The 17,428-nt window shown below is 63.1% G+C and carries 14 protein-coding genes and 1 pseudogene; 5 read left to right on the top strand and 10 right to left on the bottom strand.

Features of this window, described 5'->3' with window-relative positions; all coding sequences use genetic code 11:
- Both BT264_RS28940 and BT264_RS38615 read right to left on the bottom strand, forming a co-directional pair.
- A pseudogene (locus tag BT264_RS28940) lies at window positions 1-794 on the bottom strand (GGDEF domain-containing protein); the annotation flags it as partial.
- A 1,383-nt stretch (window positions 795-2,177) separates the two neighbouring features.
- Window positions 2,178-2,600, bottom strand: a complete 423-nt coding sequence (locus BT264_RS38615) for a hypothetical protein (protein WP_143155775.1) — start codon at window positions 2,598-2,600, stop codon at window positions 2,178-2,180.
- 102 nt (window positions 2,601-2,702) lie between these two features.
- Between BT264_RS38615 and BT264_RS38610 the strand changes: the two genes are divergently transcribed.
- From BT264_RS38610 to BT264_RS28915, 4 genes are all read left to right on the top strand, one after another.
- Entirely contained in the window at window positions 2,703-2,915 is a 213-nt protein-coding gene (locus tag BT264_RS38610) for a hypothetical protein (RefSeq protein ID WP_143155776.1), read from the top strand.
- Between the two features lie 194 nt (window positions 2,916-3,109).
- Window positions 3,110-4,681 (top strand): TIGR04222 domain-containing membrane protein, encoded by a 1,572-nt coding sequence (locus BT264_RS28925; RefSeq protein WP_072443068.1) that lies wholly within the window; start codon window positions 3,110-3,112, stop codon window positions 4,679-4,681.
- Window positions 4,682-4,915: 234 nt separating this feature from the next.
- The gene (locus tag BT264_RS28920) at window positions 4,916-6,835 is read left to right on the top strand and encodes a tetratricopeptide repeat protein (protein ID WP_072443069.1); all 1,920 of its coding nucleotides are present in this window, start codon (window positions 4,916-4,918) and stop codon (window positions 6,833-6,835) included.
- A 33-nt stretch (window positions 6,836-6,868) separates the two neighbouring features.
- A complete protein-coding gene (locus tag BT264_RS28915; RefSeq protein ID WP_256260726.1) occupies window positions 6,869-7,714 on the top strand; it encodes a WbqC family protein in 846 nt (281 codons plus the stop codon).
- A gap of 43 nt (window positions 7,715-7,757) precedes the next feature.
- Here BT264_RS28915 and BT264_RS28910 read toward each other — a convergent pair whose 3' ends face one another.
- From BT264_RS28910 to BT264_RS28875, 8 genes are all read right to left on the bottom strand, one after another.
- Complete coding sequence (locus tag BT264_RS28910) at window positions 7,758-8,492, bottom strand: class I SAM-dependent methyltransferase (protein WP_072443222.1); 735 nt, start codon at window positions 8,490-8,492, stop codon at window positions 7,758-7,760.
- A gap of 21 nt (window positions 8,493-8,513) precedes the next feature.
- The gene (locus BT264_RS28905; protein WP_072443072.1) at window positions 8,514-9,299 is read right to left on the bottom strand and encodes a phytanoyl-CoA dioxygenase family protein; all 786 of its coding nucleotides are present in this window, start codon (window positions 9,297-9,299) and stop codon (window positions 8,514-8,516) included.
- Window positions 9,296-9,769 carry a GNAT family N-acetyltransferase gene (locus BT264_RS28900; protein WP_072443074.1) on the bottom strand — a complete coding sequence of 158 codons (474 nt, stop codon included), beginning with the start codon at window positions 9,767-9,769 and terminating at the stop codon, window positions 9,296-9,298. The genes BT264_RS28905 and BT264_RS28900 overlap by 4 nt, the downstream gene beginning before the upstream one ends.
- Complete coding sequence (locus tag BT264_RS28895; RefSeq protein WP_072443076.1) at window positions 9,766-10,914, bottom strand: DegT/DnrJ/EryC1/StrS family aminotransferase; 1,149 nt, start codon at window positions 10,912-10,914, stop codon at window positions 9,766-9,768. Before BT264_RS28895 ends, BT264_RS28900 begins: the two co-directional genes overlap by 4 nt.
- Before the next feature lie 43 nt (window positions 10,915-10,957).
- Entirely contained in the window at window positions 10,958-13,294 is a 2,337-nt protein-coding gene (locus tag BT264_RS28890) for a tetratricopeptide repeat protein (RefSeq protein WP_072443078.1), read from the bottom strand.
- Window positions 13,295-13,547: 253 nt separating this feature from the next.
- Window positions 13,548-13,847, bottom strand: coding sequence for a flagellar protein FliT (locus BT264_RS28885; protein ID WP_072443080.1), 300 nt, complete (start codon window positions 13,845-13,847; stop codon window positions 13,548-13,550).
- Window positions 13,848-13,872: 25 nt separating this feature from the next.
- The gene (fliD, locus tag BT264_RS28880) at window positions 13,873-15,369 is read right to left on the bottom strand and encodes a flagellar filament capping protein FliD (RefSeq protein WP_072443081.1); all 1,497 of its coding nucleotides are present in this window, start codon (window positions 15,367-15,369) and stop codon (window positions 13,873-13,875) included.
- A gap of 132 nt (window positions 15,370-15,501) precedes the next feature.
- The gene (locus BT264_RS28875; protein WP_072443083.1) at window positions 15,502-16,656 is read right to left on the bottom strand and encodes a flagellin; all 1,155 of its coding nucleotides are present in this window, start codon (window positions 16,654-16,656) and stop codon (window positions 15,502-15,504) included.
- 518 nt (window positions 16,657-17,174) lie between these two features.
- On the opposite strand from BT264_RS28875, the gene rpsU reads away from it, so the two are divergent.
- Window positions 17,175-17,387 carry a 30S ribosomal protein S21 gene (gene rpsU / locus BT264_RS28870; RefSeq protein WP_006401410.1) on the top strand — a complete coding sequence of 71 codons (213 nt, stop codon included), beginning with the start codon at window positions 17,175-17,177 and terminating at the stop codon, window positions 17,385-17,387.
- The last annotated feature ends 41 nt before the right edge of the window (window positions 17,388-17,428 follow it).

The following is a 17,428-nucleotide window of genomic DNA, read 5'->3' as shown; positions in this document are numbered from 1 at the left end:
CGCGTCGTGTGAAAGGCCTGCACCACACCGAAACTGAGCAGGAAGAAGCCGGCAGCAAAAATCGCATGCGCGAGCCACCACATGTGATTCCACGGCCGCCCGAGGATGAAGGCGAGCGAGGCCAGTGCGAACGACGCCACCGAAATGCCGTAGATCGTCATCAGGGGCGAGCGGATGCGACGCACGACCAGGGCGACGACATTCGCGGTGGAGAACACCAGTGCCCCCCCCTCCAACGAAAGGCGCACCCACAGGTTGCCGGCCACCGGCGAATAGGCGAGCGCGGCGACCGCCACGTCGATCAGCCCGAACAGCGCGATCCACGTGATCCAGGTGCGGCGATCGACGCGGGTTGCGTCGCTGTCGGCCTTGCGGCTATAGGCGAGCTGCCCGACAAAGATCAGGATCGACATGGTCAGACGCGAGGCCGGCCCATACAGCAGGAACAGCCAGATATTGTGATGCGCCATGCCGGTGAAGGCGCCATGCAACGCGTAGACGAGGGAGAAGCCAAGAAAGCCTAGCGTAAGCCAACGCAGCAACGGCTCGCCGGACAGGCGATAGCAACGCCAGCAGACATAGGTGACGAACACGCCTTCGAGCGTGGCAGCTGCGATCGCCAGCTCGTGAAAAGCGTGATTCTCGAATTTCAGCGACGGATCCTGGAAGAAGTACAGGTAGGCAATCAGATACGCCGGCACCAACGCGAAGCCAGTCAGCAGGAGCTTGGCGTATATCCGGGTGACCAACTGGGCTGCGCCAGTCGGCTCTTTGGCGGCAACATTGGCGTGCATGTTCAGTCTTCGATTTCTTCGGACGAATTCAGTATAGGCACGGGAACGCATTCGGCGAGACCTTTATGCGTCCCGCTCCGGGAATCTGATTCCGCAGTGGATTTCCTGGCGCGCGGCTACTGCAGTGAAATTGCAGTGTGGATGAGCTTGGTATCCCCGATTGACCTTGATTAGCCATGGTTTTGCGGTTTGCGGGTCGTGCAAGGCATTGATACTTAAAGGTTTGTAGCGCGTCGGTAAAGCTGCCGAAGGCAGGGGCTGCTGTTTCGATCCCAGCCGGACGCGCCAGCCTATCAAGGGTTCCAGCGGATTCGCCGGTTTGTGGAGTTAATCAATTGATGTCGTTTACGACATGAATTGGTTGTTTTTCCGCTGATATTGGTCACGTAGCAGGACTACTACGGGAAATTCTGAGAAGCGCTAGGCCACCGCCAGCACGAATACGCCTGCCGCGGTCAGAAGCTCAACAGCCTTCTCGACCGGGATGCGCAGCCTCGTCGCGACGCTTCGAGCGTAGGTCGCCTCGTTTGACATCCTGAGCTTTGGATTTTGCGGGGCGCTCAGGAGCATCGTTGCGTCGCTGTGAGTCGACGGGACGGCAAAATATCGCATTGCTATTTCGCAAACTGAGCGCTGTCCGCGATAGAAGCGTTCATATGTTCAATGCGCCAATTACAGAGGAGGTCGCGGTCTATACCGTGCTCGCTGCCGAAGGGTTTTGCCAAATGTGGGACGAGCTTCCCGACGGCGCCCCCGAATGGATGGACAGGGGGCTAATAGGCGCCAAATTATGAAAACCGCCGGTCATTGAGCGCTGTGGCAAGAACTGCTGGGTGCATCGGCACTGGCAATGTCCGACGTTCCTGCGCCAGACCTTCGTGGAATGGGCCGCCCAGACGATCAACAAGTCATTCTGGGTGAGGCACCTATTATCGGCAGCACGAGCCAAGGGCGCTCCATATCAGGCTGCCGTCAGGGCGTTGGCATTCAAGTGGATACGGATCCTGTCCCGCTGCTGGCAGACACGGGCACTGTACGACGAAAGCGTCTATCTGAATGCATTGAGGAGGTGGAGCTCGCCCACCTTGGAAGCCTCGCGCTTCCCTCCTCGAAATACTTGACGGACTGACTTAGGGCGTGAGGCGTTCCGTCGAACCGCGGTCACCCATAGGAAGTTTTTGGAGGTACGACAGCCGTTCGTACCTTTGCATTGCATATAACTGTCCAAGCATTGCGTGCTAGTCCCGCAGCATCCAAGGGCGATTATCAGTTTTTGCGATCGTACCGCCAGCGCGGTTGGTGCGAAACCCCGTGTGAAGCCACGCTTGGTTGCTGCAGTTAGTCAGCCGTAAAAAGAAAGAGAAATCGGAAAAATAGGTTCTGTCAGGCGGGTGGAGGGCATGTCGCGCCTTGATATACCATGATGTAGGTGTAATGTCTGTCCCATGACAGCGGCGCGGCTCCTATAACACTCCATTCCGCGTAGTCCCCGGATACGGTAGTGGCGGTTGTCAATTGCCCGATTCCGACCGTCGCTAACTGCTGTGTTGCGCTCATCGCAACATTTCCATACCACTGCACCTGGGTTCCATTCTGGTGCCAGTCGCCATTCCATGCATGCTGCGTGGTTGAGTACCAAGTGTTATTCGGTTGGAGACAGACCCCCTGGGAGGCATAGGTCGCACCAGTAGTCTCTTGATAAAAGGTGGCTTGCCAGTAACCGGTTGTCACTGGGGCTGCATGAATAACTCCTGCAAAGCTAAAACCGAAGACTATGCTAGCGGCGAGTTTCGTGAGTTTTTTCATTTTGGGCGTTCGTAGTAAATTGATACGATTTGACAGCTGCACCGAGATAGTTGCATCTTTGTATCGCGTCAGTCTAGCCGCCTCACAAGGTAGCGCGAAGCAATGATCGACGATTCATTAAACTGGATAGAAAAAATCCATGTATTCGCGAAAACGGCATCGCAGCGTTTTTGCTACACGCATCAGGCGGCGCTGTTTATAGCTCAGGGCGCGCCAAAACATGCCTGTTCAGGGTCTCGGCGGTATCGCCGTACTATCGTTTCCCTTTCCGCAGTGAAATCGCAGCCAGTGGCGACCATCGACGCCTTACAGTGACGCGAGCTTCAATCGGCTGCGGCCGGCCTGCCAGGCGTGCATCTTCCGTCGCCTGTTGCGTCGCCCGGCGCCGGGCCGGCCCCGGCAGATCGGCGCGGCACCGTCGCACCGCTGCACCGTTATGCGAGAATCGCCCGCAACGACAACTCCAAGCGTCGATCGCGGCGGCCGTCCGCGCATCGCGCCGACTCCCGATGGCTGCCATTCCGTCTTCCTCGACCGCAGTCGATGCCCGCACGCTGACCGATGCGCAGCATGCCTTGCTCGCACGCCTGAACGCGTACTCCCCCGACGATCCGGACGCGCCGCTGCCGTACAGCCGGCGCCTCGCCGACGCCGAAGGCTGGTCGCACGCGCACGCGCTGGCCGTGATCGACGAATACAAGCGCTTCGCGTTTCTCGCGCAGGCGGCCGGGCACCCGGTCACGCCGTCGGTCGCGGTCGATGCCGCGTGGCATTTCCACCTGCAATACACGCTCGAATACTGGGACGTCTTCTGCGCCGGCGTGCTGCGCGCGCGGCTGCATCACATGCCCGGCACGGGCGTGCCGGACGAAGCCGCCGTGTACGCGCAGCGTTATCGCGACACGCTCGACAGCTATCGCCGGCTGTTCGGCTGCGAGCCGCCGGAATCGATCTGGCCACCTGCGTGCCTGCACGCCGCGCACGGATCGCCGCAGCCGGACCTGCCGGCCTCGGACGAGCCGGCCGAATCGGATTCGCCTGCCGCCCCGCCGGGCGGCAGGACCTGGCGCAACCGGCTGCCGAAGCTCGTGTGGCCGGCCGCCGCCGCGAGCGTCGCCGCGACCTGCGCATCGGCGCAGGACTTCAACGTGCTGAACTACGCGGGGCCGCAGTTTCTCGCGTTCTACGTGCCGGCTTGCATCGTCGCGTTGCTGTTGATCGTGGGCCTGCAACAGATCGAATATCGCTGCCGGCGCTGGGGCGCGCGCGCTCGCGAAGCGCCGCCGAACCTGACGGTCGAGGAAGTCGCGTATCTCGTCGGAGACGAATCGAGGGTCGTGCAAGTCGCGACGCTGTCGCTCATCCAGGCGGGCGCGATCGACCTGAGGATGGCGGGGCGACTGGGCGCGCGCGTGCAGAGCATCGACGTGAGGCGCGCCGGCGCATATGCGGACGAATGCTACTGGCTGGATGGGCAACCGGGCGGAGAGGCCAGCTTCGGCGCGTTCCGGCAGCTGCTGGCGCGTCGGTTCTCCGAATTCGCGGATTCGTTGCGCAACTGCGGCTGGTTTTGGGTGCCCGGCGAGATGCGGACGGCGCGCATGGCCGCGCGCACGATTGCGCTGCTGGTGCTCGGCACGGGCGCGGCGAAACTGGCGGTCGGGCTGAGTCGAGGGCGGCCGGTCCTGTTGCTCGTCATCTGCATGGCGGCGTTCGCGATCGCATACCACTTCGTCGCGCAGCGCCTGACCGGATTCGGGCGCGGCGGCCTGACGGTGGGTGGGCAGGCGTCGCTTGACGCGTACCGGAGCGCACGCCAGGGCGAGTCCGATTCGCCGAATGAGTCGCTCTGGGCTGCTGCGCTGTTTGGTGCGGGAGCGCTGGCCGGCACCGCGTGGGCCGCGCATTCGAGTGCTTTGATGGAGCCGCCGCCGTTGATGCGGGCCCCGATGGCGGCGCGCACGGGTGGTTCGGATTCGTCCGGCAGCAGCGGCTCGTCGTCGAACTGCGGTTCGTCGAGTTCATGCAGCTCCAGTTCATGCAGTTCGAGCAGTTGCGGCGGGTGTTCGTCGAGCAACTGAGTTCGTGGCTTGCACTGCGCATCGCGAGCCGCCACGGGCGGCGCGACCCATCGTCTGAACAGCCGCGCGGAATGGGCTCAGATCGCCGCATCGCCCGCGTGCACGCTTCGGTAAGCTGTCAATCGACGCTATCCGTGCCGAAACGGCCGTCCGGGCGCAGCGCGCCCCGCGCATGCCGGGCCGCAGCCGTGCCGGCCGGACGCGCCGAACGCCCGCCGCTTTGCCCAGCCTTCCATGACGACGCCTGCTTCCGACGTTCCCGCGCCCGTTCAACAAGCCGCGACCCTGTGCCAGACCGGACGGTTCGCCGACGCGCTGTCGCTCGTCGCGCCGCTGCTCGACGGGCCGGCGCCGGCCGTTGCGGCGCTGCACGTAGCGGCCGTCTGCGCGCTCGGCCTGAACCGGCTGGCCGACGCGGAAGCCTGGTGGCGGCGCGCGATCGACGCGATGCCGGGGTTCGATCCGCCATACGACGGCCTTGGCGCGCTGCTCGTGTCGCAGGGCCGCCTGCCTGAAGCGGAGGCGATCCTCCGCCGGCAGCTCGCTTCCGTCACGCCGTTGCGTGCATCTCACCATCACCGGCTCGGCAAGGTGCTTGAAGCGCTCGGCCGGCTCGACGAAGCCGAACAGGCGTTCGGGCAGGCGCTGCTGATCGAGCCGCAGTCCGCCGACGTGCTGACCGATCTCGGCAACGTGCTCCGCGTTCTCGGCCGGCCGGCCGAGGCGGAACTCGCCTATCGGCTCGCGATTGCCGTGCGCGCCGACCATGCGCTCGCACACGCGAATCTAGGCGCGATCCTCGTCGACATGCAGCGGCTGCCCGAAGCGGAAGCAGCCAGCCGGCAGACAATCGCGCTCTGCCCGGACCATCCGGAAGCGCATTACAACCTCGGCATCGCGCTGCAGAATCTCGATCGCCTGCCCGAAGCGGAAGCGGCGTATCGCGATGCGATCCGCTGCCGCCCCGGCCTGCCGCAGCCGCACAACAATCTCGGCTGCGTCCTGCGCGCGCAGGGCCGTCACGACGAAGCGACGGCCGCGTTCAGCGACGCGCTCGCGCTCGCGCCGCAGATGGCCGAAGCGCAATACAACCTGGGCACGACGTTCGCGCATGCCGGGCGCCACGACGATGCCGAACGCGCGTACCGCCGCGCGCTCGAGCTGCGTGCCGATTACGGCGATGCGCGTTTCGGGCTGGCGACGCTGCTGCTCGGCCTTGGCCGATTCGAGGAAGGCTGGGCCCGCTACGAATCTCGCTACGAGCAGTCGGCGTTCGTGTGTCGCCGGACGCGCGAGGTGCTGCGGTGCGCGCAGTGGCAAGGCGAGCCGCTTGCCGGCAAGACGCTGCTCGTCTGGCAGGAGGATGGCCTCGGCGACATGCTGCAGTTCAGCCGTTATTTCGCGGAATTTCAAGCGCGGCATGCGGTGCGCGTGGTCTTCGCGTGCCAGCCCGCGCTGCATCGGCTGATGGAGACGGTCGACGGCGTCGACGAAGTGCTCGATCACGATGCGGCCGCCGCGCGTGCGCCGGAATTCGACTACTGGACGAGCCTGCTGAGCGCGCCGCTGCACGTCGGCACGACGCTCGACACGATTCCGCCGCCGGTGCGGCTCGTACCCGATCCCACTCGCGTCGCGCGCTGGCGCGCGCGCCTCGATGCGCTGCCGGCCGGCCCGCGCGTCGGGCTCGTGTGGAAGGGCAACCCGAAGCATCACAACGATGCGCACCGCTCGCTGCCGTCGCTGGCTTTGCTGACGCCGCTGTGGAGCGTTTCAGGCGTGAATTTCGTGAGCCTGCAGAAGGGGCAGGGCGAGGACGAGGCGCGCGATCCGCCGGGCGGCCTGCCGTTGCTGCATCTGGGTTCGGAGATCGACGATTTCGCGGATACCGCTGCGATCGTCGCGCAGCTCGATCTCGTGGTGTGCGTCGATACGTCCACCGTGCATCTGGCCGCGTCGCTCGGCAAGCCTTGCTGGGTGCTGCTACCGAATCAGGACGTCGACTGGCGCTGGATGCACGACCGCGACGATTCGCCGTGGTATCCCGGCACGGTGCGGCTGTTCCGGCGTGGGCGCGACGAGAACTGGATTCAGGTGGCCGAGCGTGTGCGCGGGGCGTTTGCGGCGTATATCAGCGAATTCGCGGGCGTGTAGCGGCCCGGGTACGCGTCGCACCGCCGTCCGTTTTTGTGTCGAACAGAGGGCGATAAATCGCGTTGTTTCCGTCATGGAGTCCCGCCGCGATGCCATATTCTGGGTGTTCGCGAGGCGGTGCTCCCGAAGCCTGGCCCGGGGGGGCAGGCACCGAACGCTTCGCTTGCAGCCGAAGGAGAGGCGATGAAAGTCGCGATCATGCAACCGTATTTCCTGCCGTACGTCGGCTACTTCCAGCTGATCGACGCGGTTGACAGGTTCGTCGTCTACGACAACATCAAGTACACGAAGAAAGGGTGGTTCAACCGGAACCGCTTCCTGCTCAACGGCAGCGACGCGATGTTCAGTATTCCGTTGAAGCGGGATTCCGATTCGCTGGACGTACGTGAGCGAGAGGTGTCCCCTGACTACGATCCCGAGAAGCTTGCTGGCCAGTTGAAGGGTGCCTACGCGCGTGCACCGTACTTCGAGCACGGTTTCGAGTTGGTGCGCTCGGTGCTTCCGGCCGATGAGGCGAACCTGTTCCGGTTCATCAGGCGTTCGATCGATGCCGTGGTCGATCGACTCGGCATCGACACGCGTATCGTCGTATCTTCGTCGGTCGACGCCGATCACTCGCTGAAGGGGCAGGACCGCGTGCTTTCGATCTGCGAATCACTTGGCGCGACGACGTATGTGAATGCGATCGGCGGCGTCGGTCTGTACTCGCGTGACGACTTTGCCGAGCGCGGGATCGATCTGCGCTTTATCCGGTCGCGGCCGCTCGAATACCGACAATTCGGCGCGCCGTTCGTCCCGTGGCTGTCGATCGTGGATCTGCTGATGTTTAATTCCGCCGCCGATGTGAAGCGCATGCTGGCCGAATACGACTTGATCTAGGCGTCGCCCGCCAGCGTTGGGCTGGCGGACGCGGCAAACCGGGTCAGCCGGCGGTGCAGATCATATAGATGCTGGCCGTCATGGCGGGATAAATCATCCCGAGTTGATAGATGCCTTCGAGGTACTGCTCGTCGATGATGCCCGCGTCGAGGGCCTTGTCGAACTGGAAATTTGCCAGCGCTTTGAACATCAGGCCACCGCGCTGTTCGATCGAGAATCCCGCTTCGCGGAGATCTGCCTCCAGCGTGTCGAACGAGTAGGTCCTGCGATGTCCGTGTGTCCATTCGCCGGGTGTTACGGCATTGTTCGTGCGAATCAACCCCATTTGCACTGCAATTTGTCGCGACGGCGCGTCCGCATTCGGCACCAGCACGAAAAACTTGCCGCTGGGCCTGAGCCATTGCCGGATACGAGTCAGGATCGCGTTCGGCTCGTCGACATGTTCGAGCGTATTGATCAGGAAGATGGAATCGAAGCGTGCATCGAGTTCGGCGTTTTCGAACGTCGAGTTAATGAAGCGCACCGAAGGGCCGACGCTTTGCTGCGCGATGGCGATGGCTTCGGAAGACGCCTCGACGACGGTCAGGTCATTGAAGTGTTCTGCAAGCAACAGTGTCGACTGCCCTTCGTGGCAGCCGAGTTCCAACGCTGGACCGTTACCGAAGAACGGAGCGAAGCGGCGCATCATGTATCGTCGAACGATCTCGTCGAAGTTGTACGAGTATTTTTTTTCAGGGCGGGACAACGCTTCCGCGTTGTAGTCTCGAGAGGCGTACATGGTCATCGTTGGCGTAAGCGGTTAGCCCTGATCGGGCAGGTAAAGTCGTTCTGAACGCGGGCGATACCATTCGTCATGGCAAGTCGGCACGCGTGCGTTGTAACCCAGTACCTGCCGCGTGAGTGCCGACATTCGCGTGCCGCGTGCATCGCCCAGCAGGCGCGCATAGTCCATTTGCGGTTTGACGAATGCGGGGCCGAAACTGAGCGTGAGTGCAACGCGGTGACGCTGCGTCGTGTTCAGCGTGCCACGGTGCCACAGGTACGAATTGAACAGCAGGACCGATCCGGCCGGTCCCGTCACGTATTCACATGCGCGTTCGAATGCATCGTCGGCCGGACGCTCCGCGCAACGGTGCGAGCCGGTCATCACCTGTGTTGCACCGTTTTCGACGGTGAAGTCGTCCAGCATCACGAGCATGTTCATCCGGAAATTGAAATCCGGAATATACGTGCCGACATCGCGATGAATCCTATGAACGTAATTGACGATATTCGGTCCACCGCCGACAGGATTGCACGCGTGCAGAATGTACGGACGATCGGCGAAGTAATGTGACAGGTGCGGATGAAACAGATGCATGTCGACAAACGCATCGATACTGTCGTCGCGGCCGATCGAGTGATGTGCGGTACCGTCACCGGCCGAGTTGATGCCGTTCGCGACCTGATGCGCGGTACAGATATCGACCCAGGCGAGGCAATCGCGTCGCAACGACGCGACCATGTCGGCATCAATTGCACGTTCGACGAGAATCCAGCCGCGTTCGGCGATTTCGCGATCGAAGGTTGCGAGATCGGGTTTCATAACAGGCGTTCCAGCAGAATAGAGTCCGCCCGCGCATCGACCGGACCGAAGCCCAGCCGCGAGTAGAAGTTTCGTGCACCGCGATTGTCCGGATGCACTTCGAGGCGGCACCGAGTGAAGCCGCGTGCGCGGGCGCGCTCGAATGCAGCGTTAAGGAGGTGTTCACCCAGACCAGTGCGGCGATGCTCGGGCGATACCAGGATCAGCGTCACATAAAGCGTTAGAGTCGTCGGATCGTTGCAATAGAATGCAACAAAACCGCGGCAACCGTCGTGGCCGATGTCGGCGACGAATTCGGCGTGCGTGGCGAGCTTGTCCAGATAGGGAGACAACGCACTGCGGACGAAGCGGGCATCCCGTGCCTGTTCTTCTTCGATCAAGGCGCGTATGTTGCCGAACGTTGCAGTGTCGAACCCGCCATCAAACGCAAGGGACGACGCAAGCTCCCGATCGCTCGCGGCCGCAGTCATGTGTCCTCCGTCATGAGCTGAACGATCCGGTCGATATCTTCATCACGCAGCGCAGGGTAAATCGGCAGGCAAATTACGCGTTCGGAAGCGTTCGCCGCGACGGGTAGAAGTGACTTGTGTGCGGACGGCAGCCCGCGATACATCGGAAACTCGGAAATGAGCGGATAGAAGTAGCGGCGCGCGTACACGTCGTGCGCGCGCAGCTTGTGATAGAGCGCGTCGCGACCGGTCGGATGATTGTCATCGACCAGAACGGGAAAATACGAGTAGTTATGCCGCACTTCGCTACCGTGCGCGAGGCAATGAAGGCCCGGTACGGCACCAAGTCGTTCGCGATAGATGGCATCGATGCGTGCCCGGCGCGCGATCGCGTCATCGACGTGCTGCAGTTGCAACAAGCCGAATGCTGCGTTGATCTCGCTCATCTTGCCGTTGATGCCGGGCGCGACGACGGTGACCTCGTCGACGAAGCCGAAATTCTTCAGGTGATCGATGCGCTGTTTCGTTTTTGCGTCGGGACAGACGATCGCACCGCCCTCGAAGGTGTTGAACACCTTGGTGGCGTGAAAGCTAAGCACCGATAGATCTCCATGCCGCAGCAGGCTGCCAGCCGGCGTACGTACGCCGAACGCGTGAGCGGCATCGTAAATCACGCGCAGATTGTAGTTGTCCGCGATCTTCTGGATCGCGTCGACGTCGCACGGACGGCCATAGCAGTGCACTGGCATGATCGCGCTCGTCTGCGGCGTGATTGCCGCTTCGATCTTCGCCGGATCCAGATTCAGCGAATCGGGTTCGACGTCCACGAATACGGGCTTGATTCCATTCCATAGCAACGAATGCGCGGTCGCGACGAACGAGTAGGGTGTCGTGATGACTTCGCCGGTGATCCGCAGTGCCTGCAGGGCGGTGACGAGCGCGAGTGTACCGTTGGCGAACAGCGACAGGTGCGGCACGTCGAGGTAGTCACATATTGCGCGCTCGAACTGCTGATGAAACGGGCCGCCATTGGTAAGGACGCGGCTGTTCCAGATCTGCTGAAGATACGGCAGGAATTGCTCGAGCGGGGGCAGGTGCGGTTGCGTGACGTAAATGCGGTCCTGCCGCAGCGCGGCAACCGATTCGGGCGGAAGGCTGGCTGTCATGATGTCCGATTCACCTCGTGCGTGAACGTTTGACGCGAACCCGTCAGGCGGGATCGGTGACGACACCTGGCGTTGTCGCCGTGGCGTCGAAAGATACGGGTGGTTCGCCCGAACACCAGCGTGTCCACATCGTGCGCAACGCGGACGATAGGCCCGCCGCGACCGTTTGGGGCTGGAACGCGGCTGACGCGAGGCAGCGATTGCGCATCGACGTGCGCAATACGTTCAATTCGTCGAGACGCTTCGACAGCTCGAGTGTGCGTTCGACGAAGTCGTTGGCATCGTGCGCGATGAATTGCTCGAGCCCAAGGTGACTTAGCCAGCAAGCGCTACCCCGACTCGGAAGACTGCGGCCTGCAATCGTGACGGTCGGAACACCCATCCACAGTGCATTGAGCGTCGTAGTCGAGCCTGCGTATGGGAACGTGTCGAGGCAGATGTCGACCTGGTGATGCTGCTGCAGATAGACGGCGGTCTGCGCACGTGGGCGAAACGTGAGTCGCTCCGCGGGGATGCCCTCGGCGCCGAACCAGTCGACGAGCGTGTGTTGGTCGTGTTCCTGCCCAATTGCGCCGATCGTCATTCGCGCGTGCGGGTCGGCTCGCAGGATCTTTGCCCAAAGCGCGACGACGTCCGGGCGCAACTTGTTCAGGCGGTTAAAGCTGCCGTACGTGACATGCCCGGCATGCAGGGCGGGCAACGCATTGATCGGCGGACAATGCGGCGGCGGAGAGAACGGCGCGACTGCCGGCAAACGCGCGATCTTTTCGACGAATTGAGAATCGAGCAAGCCAGGCGGGGCGACGAAGCGATCCGTCAGGTAATAGTCGAGCGCAGTCAGGCCTGTCGTCCCGGCGTAGCCGATCCACGAAGCCTGAACGGGCGCCGGCTTGTGCGCGAACGCGGTCAGGCGGTTGCGGCCGGTATGGCCGGACAGGTCGATCAGGATATCGATTCGATCGCGCCGGATCGTGTCGACGAGCGCCGCATCGTCGAGTACCGTGACGTCGGTCCACGTCTCGGCCTTTTCGCGAAGCTTTTCTGTGATGTGATCCTCGAATAAATGATTCGAGTAAAAATGCAAGGAAAGTCCCGGATCGTCGCTCAGATGGTGCACGACGGGTGCAAGATACGATGCGACCGCGTGGTTCATCAGGTCGCCGGACACGAGGCCCACGCGCAGCTTGCGATGGGGCTCCCGAGGGTTGGCATGGCGCAAAGGCTTGACGCGCGCCTCATGCAGTTTCCCGAATGCGCGATGCTCGCGCAGCAACGTTTCCTCATCGACCGCATCGTCGTGAATCAGGCAGAACAGCAGGCTGCTGTGCGTGATGCTGTCCATCGGATTGATTTCGATGGCGCGCCGGAACCACGGGATCGCTTCGAGCGATGCGCCCTGGTCGAGCAGCAGGAAGCCGAGCGCGGAGTGCATTGAAGCGACCTGCGGCGCCAGTTCGACTGCGCGGCGGCATGCCGCGATCGCTTCGTCGTGGCGACGCAGGTTATGCAGGACGAGGCCGAGAATCCGGTGACCTTCGGCGTTGTCGGGCTGCATCGCGATGATGTGACGACATTGCGTTTCCGCCTCGGTCGCCCGGTCGGCCGTGCGCAGCGCCTCGGCCAGCAGCGTGCGCGTCATCAGGTCGTGAGGTTCGCGCTCGATCAGTTGATAGGCGGCGTCGATGGTTTCGCGATAGCGGCGATCGCGATACAGCGAGACGGTGAGCGCCCGCCAGCTCGCGGCGTCGGCCGGATACGCGGCAACCAGTTCCCGGGCGAGCGCGATCGCTTCGATATTGCGCCCCTTGTTGAACAGCGCCGTGTGCGCTTGCAGCTTGCGCGATGGTACCCGATGAAGGATCGGGCGATGGGCCGTCGGCGTCGCCTGCGTGGCGTCGTTGGCGGGCAGCGCCGCCAGCGATATGTCGAGCGTCGCCGGTGCGGGCGCGGCCGGTGCAGTCGGGAATACGGCCGTCGGCGCGGCCATCTGCGCAATCAAGCCATCGAGTGCGGGGCCGTGCACACCGCGTTGCTGCGCCATCTCGACTGCGATCCACGCGGCCGGAGTCTGGCCGCTGCGGTACAGCGCGTTGATGTAGCCGACCCAGTAGTTGCCGTTGTGCGGAACTGTTCCGAGCGCGATCTCGAAGTGCGGAACGGCCGAACCGGGATCGCCCGTATCGACTTTCAGAACTGCCAGGTTGTAATTCGCATCGCCATGCTCGGGCAGCGCGCCGAGTATCGCTTCATACAGCGCTTTTGCATCGTCGAGCGCGCCGGCGTGGTGGCGCTCGATGGCGCTTTGCAGGACGAGCGCAATATCGTGCTCGAATTGCTGATCGGATGTCGGCGCGGCGATGGACGAATCGGACGAAGGCATGGCGATGGTTACGGGGAATCGGTCGATACCATTATCTGCAGCGTCGCGGCGAGCCGATGCAGCGAGGTGACGCCAAAAGCCGCGTCAATTTGATTGATAGGCGCGTCCGCGGCATGGACCGCCGCGGGCCGGCGGGCCCCCAAAAAAAACGCCCGCACGAGGCGGGCGGAGGCGAACGAGCACGCCCTCACATCAGCGCGTAGTTCTTGTTGTCGGGTTGGCGAGCGCGGGTTGGCGCGGCGTTTGCGGTGCGTCAGCGGCTCGCGACGTTCTGGTACTGGCCGACGGCCTGCACGCGGCCCATCGCCGCCTGGTATTCGTCGGTCAGCTCCTGCTGCGCGCGTTGCGCGTCGGCGAAGATGCGCTCATTGCTGGCCTGCATGCGGCGGATCGCGGCGATGCCGGCCGGCGGCTGGTCGGCCGCGAGCAGCGCGACGAGCGGCTCGCGCGCGTCGACGAGGCGTGTCGCCTCGATCCAGTCGGCCATCGCGGCCGCATGTTCGATCGCATCGGTGAGCGCGTCGAGCTGCGCGATCAGTTCGGTCTGTTCCATCGTGGCTCTCCTGTCCGGCCGGCGGTCAGCCCTTGTTGTTCGACATCGCGCCGGCGCTGTTCGCGCCGCCGAACAGCTGCGTCAGGTACTGCGAGTTGCTGTTCATCGTCGACATCAGCTTGTTGAGCGCGGTGAACTGCGCCTGGTACTGGCTGGTCAGCTGTGCCGCGTAGTTCGACAGGTTCGTCTGCTGCGTCGTGACGCTCTTCAGGTCGTTGCTGAGCGCCGTCGTGCGCGCGGCGATCAGCCCGTTCGTCTTCGTGTAGTTCGTGATGTTCGTCGTCAACTGCTGGCCGATTCCGTTCGTCGAGTTGAACAGCGAAGCAACGCCCGACGGGTTGGTCTGCAGCGCGGTGTTGAGCGTATTGCTGTCGGTCTTCAGCGTGCCGTCAGCCTGCAGCGTGACGCCGATCGACGCGAGGTTGATCGTCGAGCCGTTGTTGTTCACGCCGCTCGCGACGATCGACGCGAGCGAGTTCTTGATCGTGTTCAGCGTCGAATCGCCGAGCAGCGGGCCTTGCGACGACGCGCCGGACGTGAAGCTCGACAGCGAGCCCATCGTCGTGACGAGCGTGTTGTAGAGCGTCACGAAGTTGTTGACCGCGGCGGCCTGGGTTTTCGTGTCGGTGGCGACCGTCAGCGTCTGGGTCTGGCTCGCGTTGACGGCGGCCGCGGTCAGGTTCAGCGTGACGCCGGTGATCGCGCTCGTCACGGTGTTGCTCGCGCTCGTGCCGGCGATGCCGTTGATCGTGAACGCGGCGTCCTGCGCGGCCGTGCTCTGCTTCCACGCGGCGCTGCCGTTCGCGGACGTGAACGTCGACTGGCCGCCCGTCGTACTGGCCGTCGACGTGACGCCGAGGCTGGACAGGCCGTTGTCGCCGGACACGTTGCTGAGCGCGACGCTGATCGTGTTCGCCGCGCCGGTCGGCGTCGAGCTGAGCACGAGGTGCGCGCCGTCGCTGCCGTTGACGACCGATGCGACGATGCCCGGGTTGCCGGTTGCAGTGTTGATCGCGGCGGCGATGCCGGACAGCGTGTTGTTCGTGCTGCTTACGTTGACCGTGAACGACTGGCTGCCGAGCGACAGCGTCATCGTGCCGGTGCCGAGCGCCGTCGACGAACCGAACGCGGCCGACGACAGCGACTGCGACGTCGCGATCTGCGTGACGCCGACCGAATAGCTGCCGGCGACGGAGCCGGCGCCGGCGGTCGCGGTGAGGCCAGTGCCGCTCGCGGTCGCGGTGAAGGTGTTCTGCAGCGAGCCGTTCGACAGCGTCGTGAGGCTGGTCTGCAGCGCGCTCAGCGCGGCCGAAAGGGCGCCGTACGCGGAGATCTGGGTGTTGTCGCTGGCCTGCTTCGCGGTGAGCGCGGCGCTTTGACCGGCGGTCTTCGCATTGACGAGTGCCGTCACGAGCGAGTTGACGTCCATCGACGAGTTGCCGGTCGAACCGCTGATAATCGATTGCGCGGCCTGCTGCAGCTGGCTGTTGGCCGAGTTGGTGGCGGAATTGATCGTCGACATCGTGTTGCTCCGTGCGGCGGATGATCCGTGAAATGCTGGGTGAAGACCTGGCCGCGGGGCGAAGCCCCGCGCGCCAAGCGTTTGCGGCCGGGCCGCGCGTTACGCGGGGCCCGGCCGTCGGTTGCTACGCGATTACTGCAGGAGCTTCAGGACCTGCTGCGGCAGCGAGTTCGCCTGTGCGAGCACCGAGATGCCTGCTTGCTGCAGCACCTGGTTCTTCGACATGTTCGCGGTTTCCTGCGCGAAGTTCGCGTCGGTGATCTGCGACTGTGCCGACGACAGGTCGGTCGACTCTGCCTGCTGCGCCGTTGCGATCGCCGTGAAACGGTTTTGTGCCGCGCCGAGTGCCGCCTGCACGTTGTTCACCGTCTGCAGCGCGTTGTCGATCGACACCATCGCGACGTTCGCACCGCTGACCGTGCTGATGTCGAGACCCGACACGGTCTTCGGCGTGTTGACGGCGTTGATTTGAGCGATCGAGTTGTTGATTGCCGTGAGCTGCGCGGCCGTCGTGCCTGCGCCGGTTGCGCCCGCTTGCAGCGACAGTGCGCCGACCTGCGTGCCCGTACCGGCCGTTGCGTTGGCGCCGAACACTGCCTGTGCGACCGTTGCCGTGATGCCTTGGCCGTTCTGGTCGGTGAACGAATAGCCGCCCTTGCCGTCGGAAATCACGTTGATCGCGGAGATCGTCGCGGAGGCCGACGTATACGCGCCGGCTGCGTCGAGGTTCAGGCCCGTCACCGTGCCGACCGTCTGGCCCTTCTGCACCAGGCCGCCGCCGATCTTCGCAGCCGACATGCTTTGGCTCAGGTCCAGCGAAATCGTCTGGCCGACGTTCGCGCCGACCTGGAACGACACGATGCCTGCCGAGCCGTCGAGAATGTTCGTGCCGTTGTACGTCGTTTGCGACGAGATACGGTTCACTTCCTGGATCTGCTGCGCAACTTCCTGTTGCAGTGCTGCCTGGTCGGTCGTGGACATCGTGCCCGTCGACGCCTGGACGGCCAGCTGGCGGATACGTTGCAGGCTGTTCGTCAGCGACGACAGTGCGCTCGATGCCGTTTGGATCATCGACACGCCGTCGTTCGCGTTCGACACGCCCTGGTTCAGGCCGTTGATCTGCGTTTGCATCCGCGTCGAAATCGCGAGGCCGGCTGCATCGTCGGCTGCGCTGTTGATGCGCTTGCCCGACGACAGACGCGTGATGGCTTGCGACAGTGCGCCTTGCGAGCCGTTGAGGTTCTGCTGAGCAACCAGCGAGTTGATGTTGCTATTGATTCCGAGCATGGAAAAATCTCCTGTTTAAGCCGAAAGCCCTGGAAAGCCGTTTTGGCGTCGGCGGAAGCACTCGTTCATTGCTGGCCGCCTCAGAGCAGGATTTCGGCGTACCAAAACAAAACTTGAGGGGTGTGTTGAGATTCGTCCCGATTTTTTATCGTTCTTTGTCATTTCGGACGGGGCGGGCCAGATGCCCGGTTAACGGGGGCAGAGGCCGGACTGTCGACGGAGTTGCAAGGCTGTGCGCACGAAATCGACAAAAGGATGGTTTTGTCTGTGATTCCCTGATATGATGGCGGGCTGAATTGAGATTTCTGTCACGCCTTTGCCGGTTTCGGCATGTCTGCTGGCAGTCAAACGCGGCGCTGCACGCGGTTGTGAAGCGTACTCGCGGTGCTTTCCGCCTCTCTTTTCCGGCCTCCGAGGCCGTATTTCCGCTCGTTTCGCCTGTTGTGGGGACGCTCGGATGGCCGGTGCGTGGCGCTTGGCCGCTACGTTTTTGACCGTTTAAGCAATTTAGGAACGACATGACGACGATTCTTCTGAAAGAAAACGAGCCGTTCGAAGTGGCGATTCGCCGCTTTCGTCGCGCTATCGAAAAAAATGGCCTGATCGCTGAACTGCGCGAACGCCAGTCTTACGAAAAGCCGACCGCAGTCCGCAAGCGCAAGAAGGCAGCAGCCGTCAAGCGCCTGCACAAGCGCCTGCGCAGCCAGATGCTGCCGAAGAAGCTCCACTAAGAGCGTCTTACGGTTCGCCGCGAAACGGCGGAGTGTGCCTC

The organism is Burkholderia sp. NFPP32 (assembly GCF_900119325.1).
GTDB classification, from domain to species: Bacteria; Pseudomonadota; Gammaproteobacteria; order Burkholderiales; family Burkholderiaceae; genus Burkholderia; species Burkholderia pyrrocinia_C.
The sequence above is the reverse complement of the archived record's forward strand: the minus strand, read 5'-3'. Positions and strand labels throughout refer to the sequence as shown.

Excerpts from the sequence above, each read along its gene's own strand:
- BT264_RS28890 (WP_072443078.1), bottom strand. The coding sequence starts at position 13,294 with ATGCCTTCGTCCGATTCGTCCATCGCCGCGCCGACATCCGATCAGCAA.
- BT264_RS28905 (WP_072443072.1), bottom strand. The coding sequence starts at position 9,299 with ATGAAACCCGATCTCGCAACCTTCGATCGCGAAATCGCCGAACGCGGC.
- BT264_RS38615 (WP_143155775.1), bottom strand. The coding sequence starts at position 2,600 with ATGAAAAAACTCACGAAACTCGCCGCTAGCATAGTCTTCGGTTTTAGC.
- BT264_RS28920 (WP_072443069.1), top strand. The coding sequence starts at position 4,916 with ATGACGACGCCTGCTTCCGACGTTCCCGCGCCCGTTCAACAAGCCGCG.
- BT264_RS38610 (WP_143155776.1), top strand. The coding sequence starts at position 2,703 with ATGATCGACGATTCATTAAACTGGATAGAAAAAATCCATGTATTCGCG.
- BT264_RS28925 (WP_072443068.1), top strand. The coding sequence starts at position 3,110 with ATGGCTGCCATTCCGTCTTCCTCGACCGCAGTCGATGCCCGCACGCTG.
- BT264_RS28875 (WP_072443083.1), bottom strand. The coding sequence starts at position 16,656 with ATGCTCGGAATCAATAGCAACATCAACTCGCTGGTTGCTCAGCAGAAC.
- BT264_RS28895 (WP_072443076.1), bottom strand. The coding sequence starts at position 10,914 with ATGACAGCCAGCCTTCCGCCCGAATCGGTTGCCGCGCTGCGGCAGGAC.
- fliD (WP_072443081.1), bottom strand. The coding sequence starts at position 15,369 with ATGTCGACGATCAATTCCGCCACCAACTCGGCCAACAGCCAGCTGCAG.
- BT264_RS28900 (WP_072443074.1), bottom strand. The coding sequence starts at position 9,769 with ATGACTGCGGCCGCGAGCGATCGGGAGCTTGCGTCGTCCCTTGCGTTT.
- BT264_RS28910 (WP_072443222.1), bottom strand. The coding sequence starts at position 8,492 with ATGTACGCCTCTCGAGACTACAACGCGGAAGCGTTGTCCCGCCCTGAA.
- rpsU (WP_006401410.1), top strand. The coding sequence starts at position 17,175 with ATGACGACGATTCTTCTGAAAGAAAACGAGCCGTTCGAAGTGGCGATT.
- BT264_RS28885 (WP_072443080.1), bottom strand. The coding sequence starts at position 13,847 with ATGGAACAGACCGAACTGATCGCGCAGCTCGACGCGCTCACCGATGCG.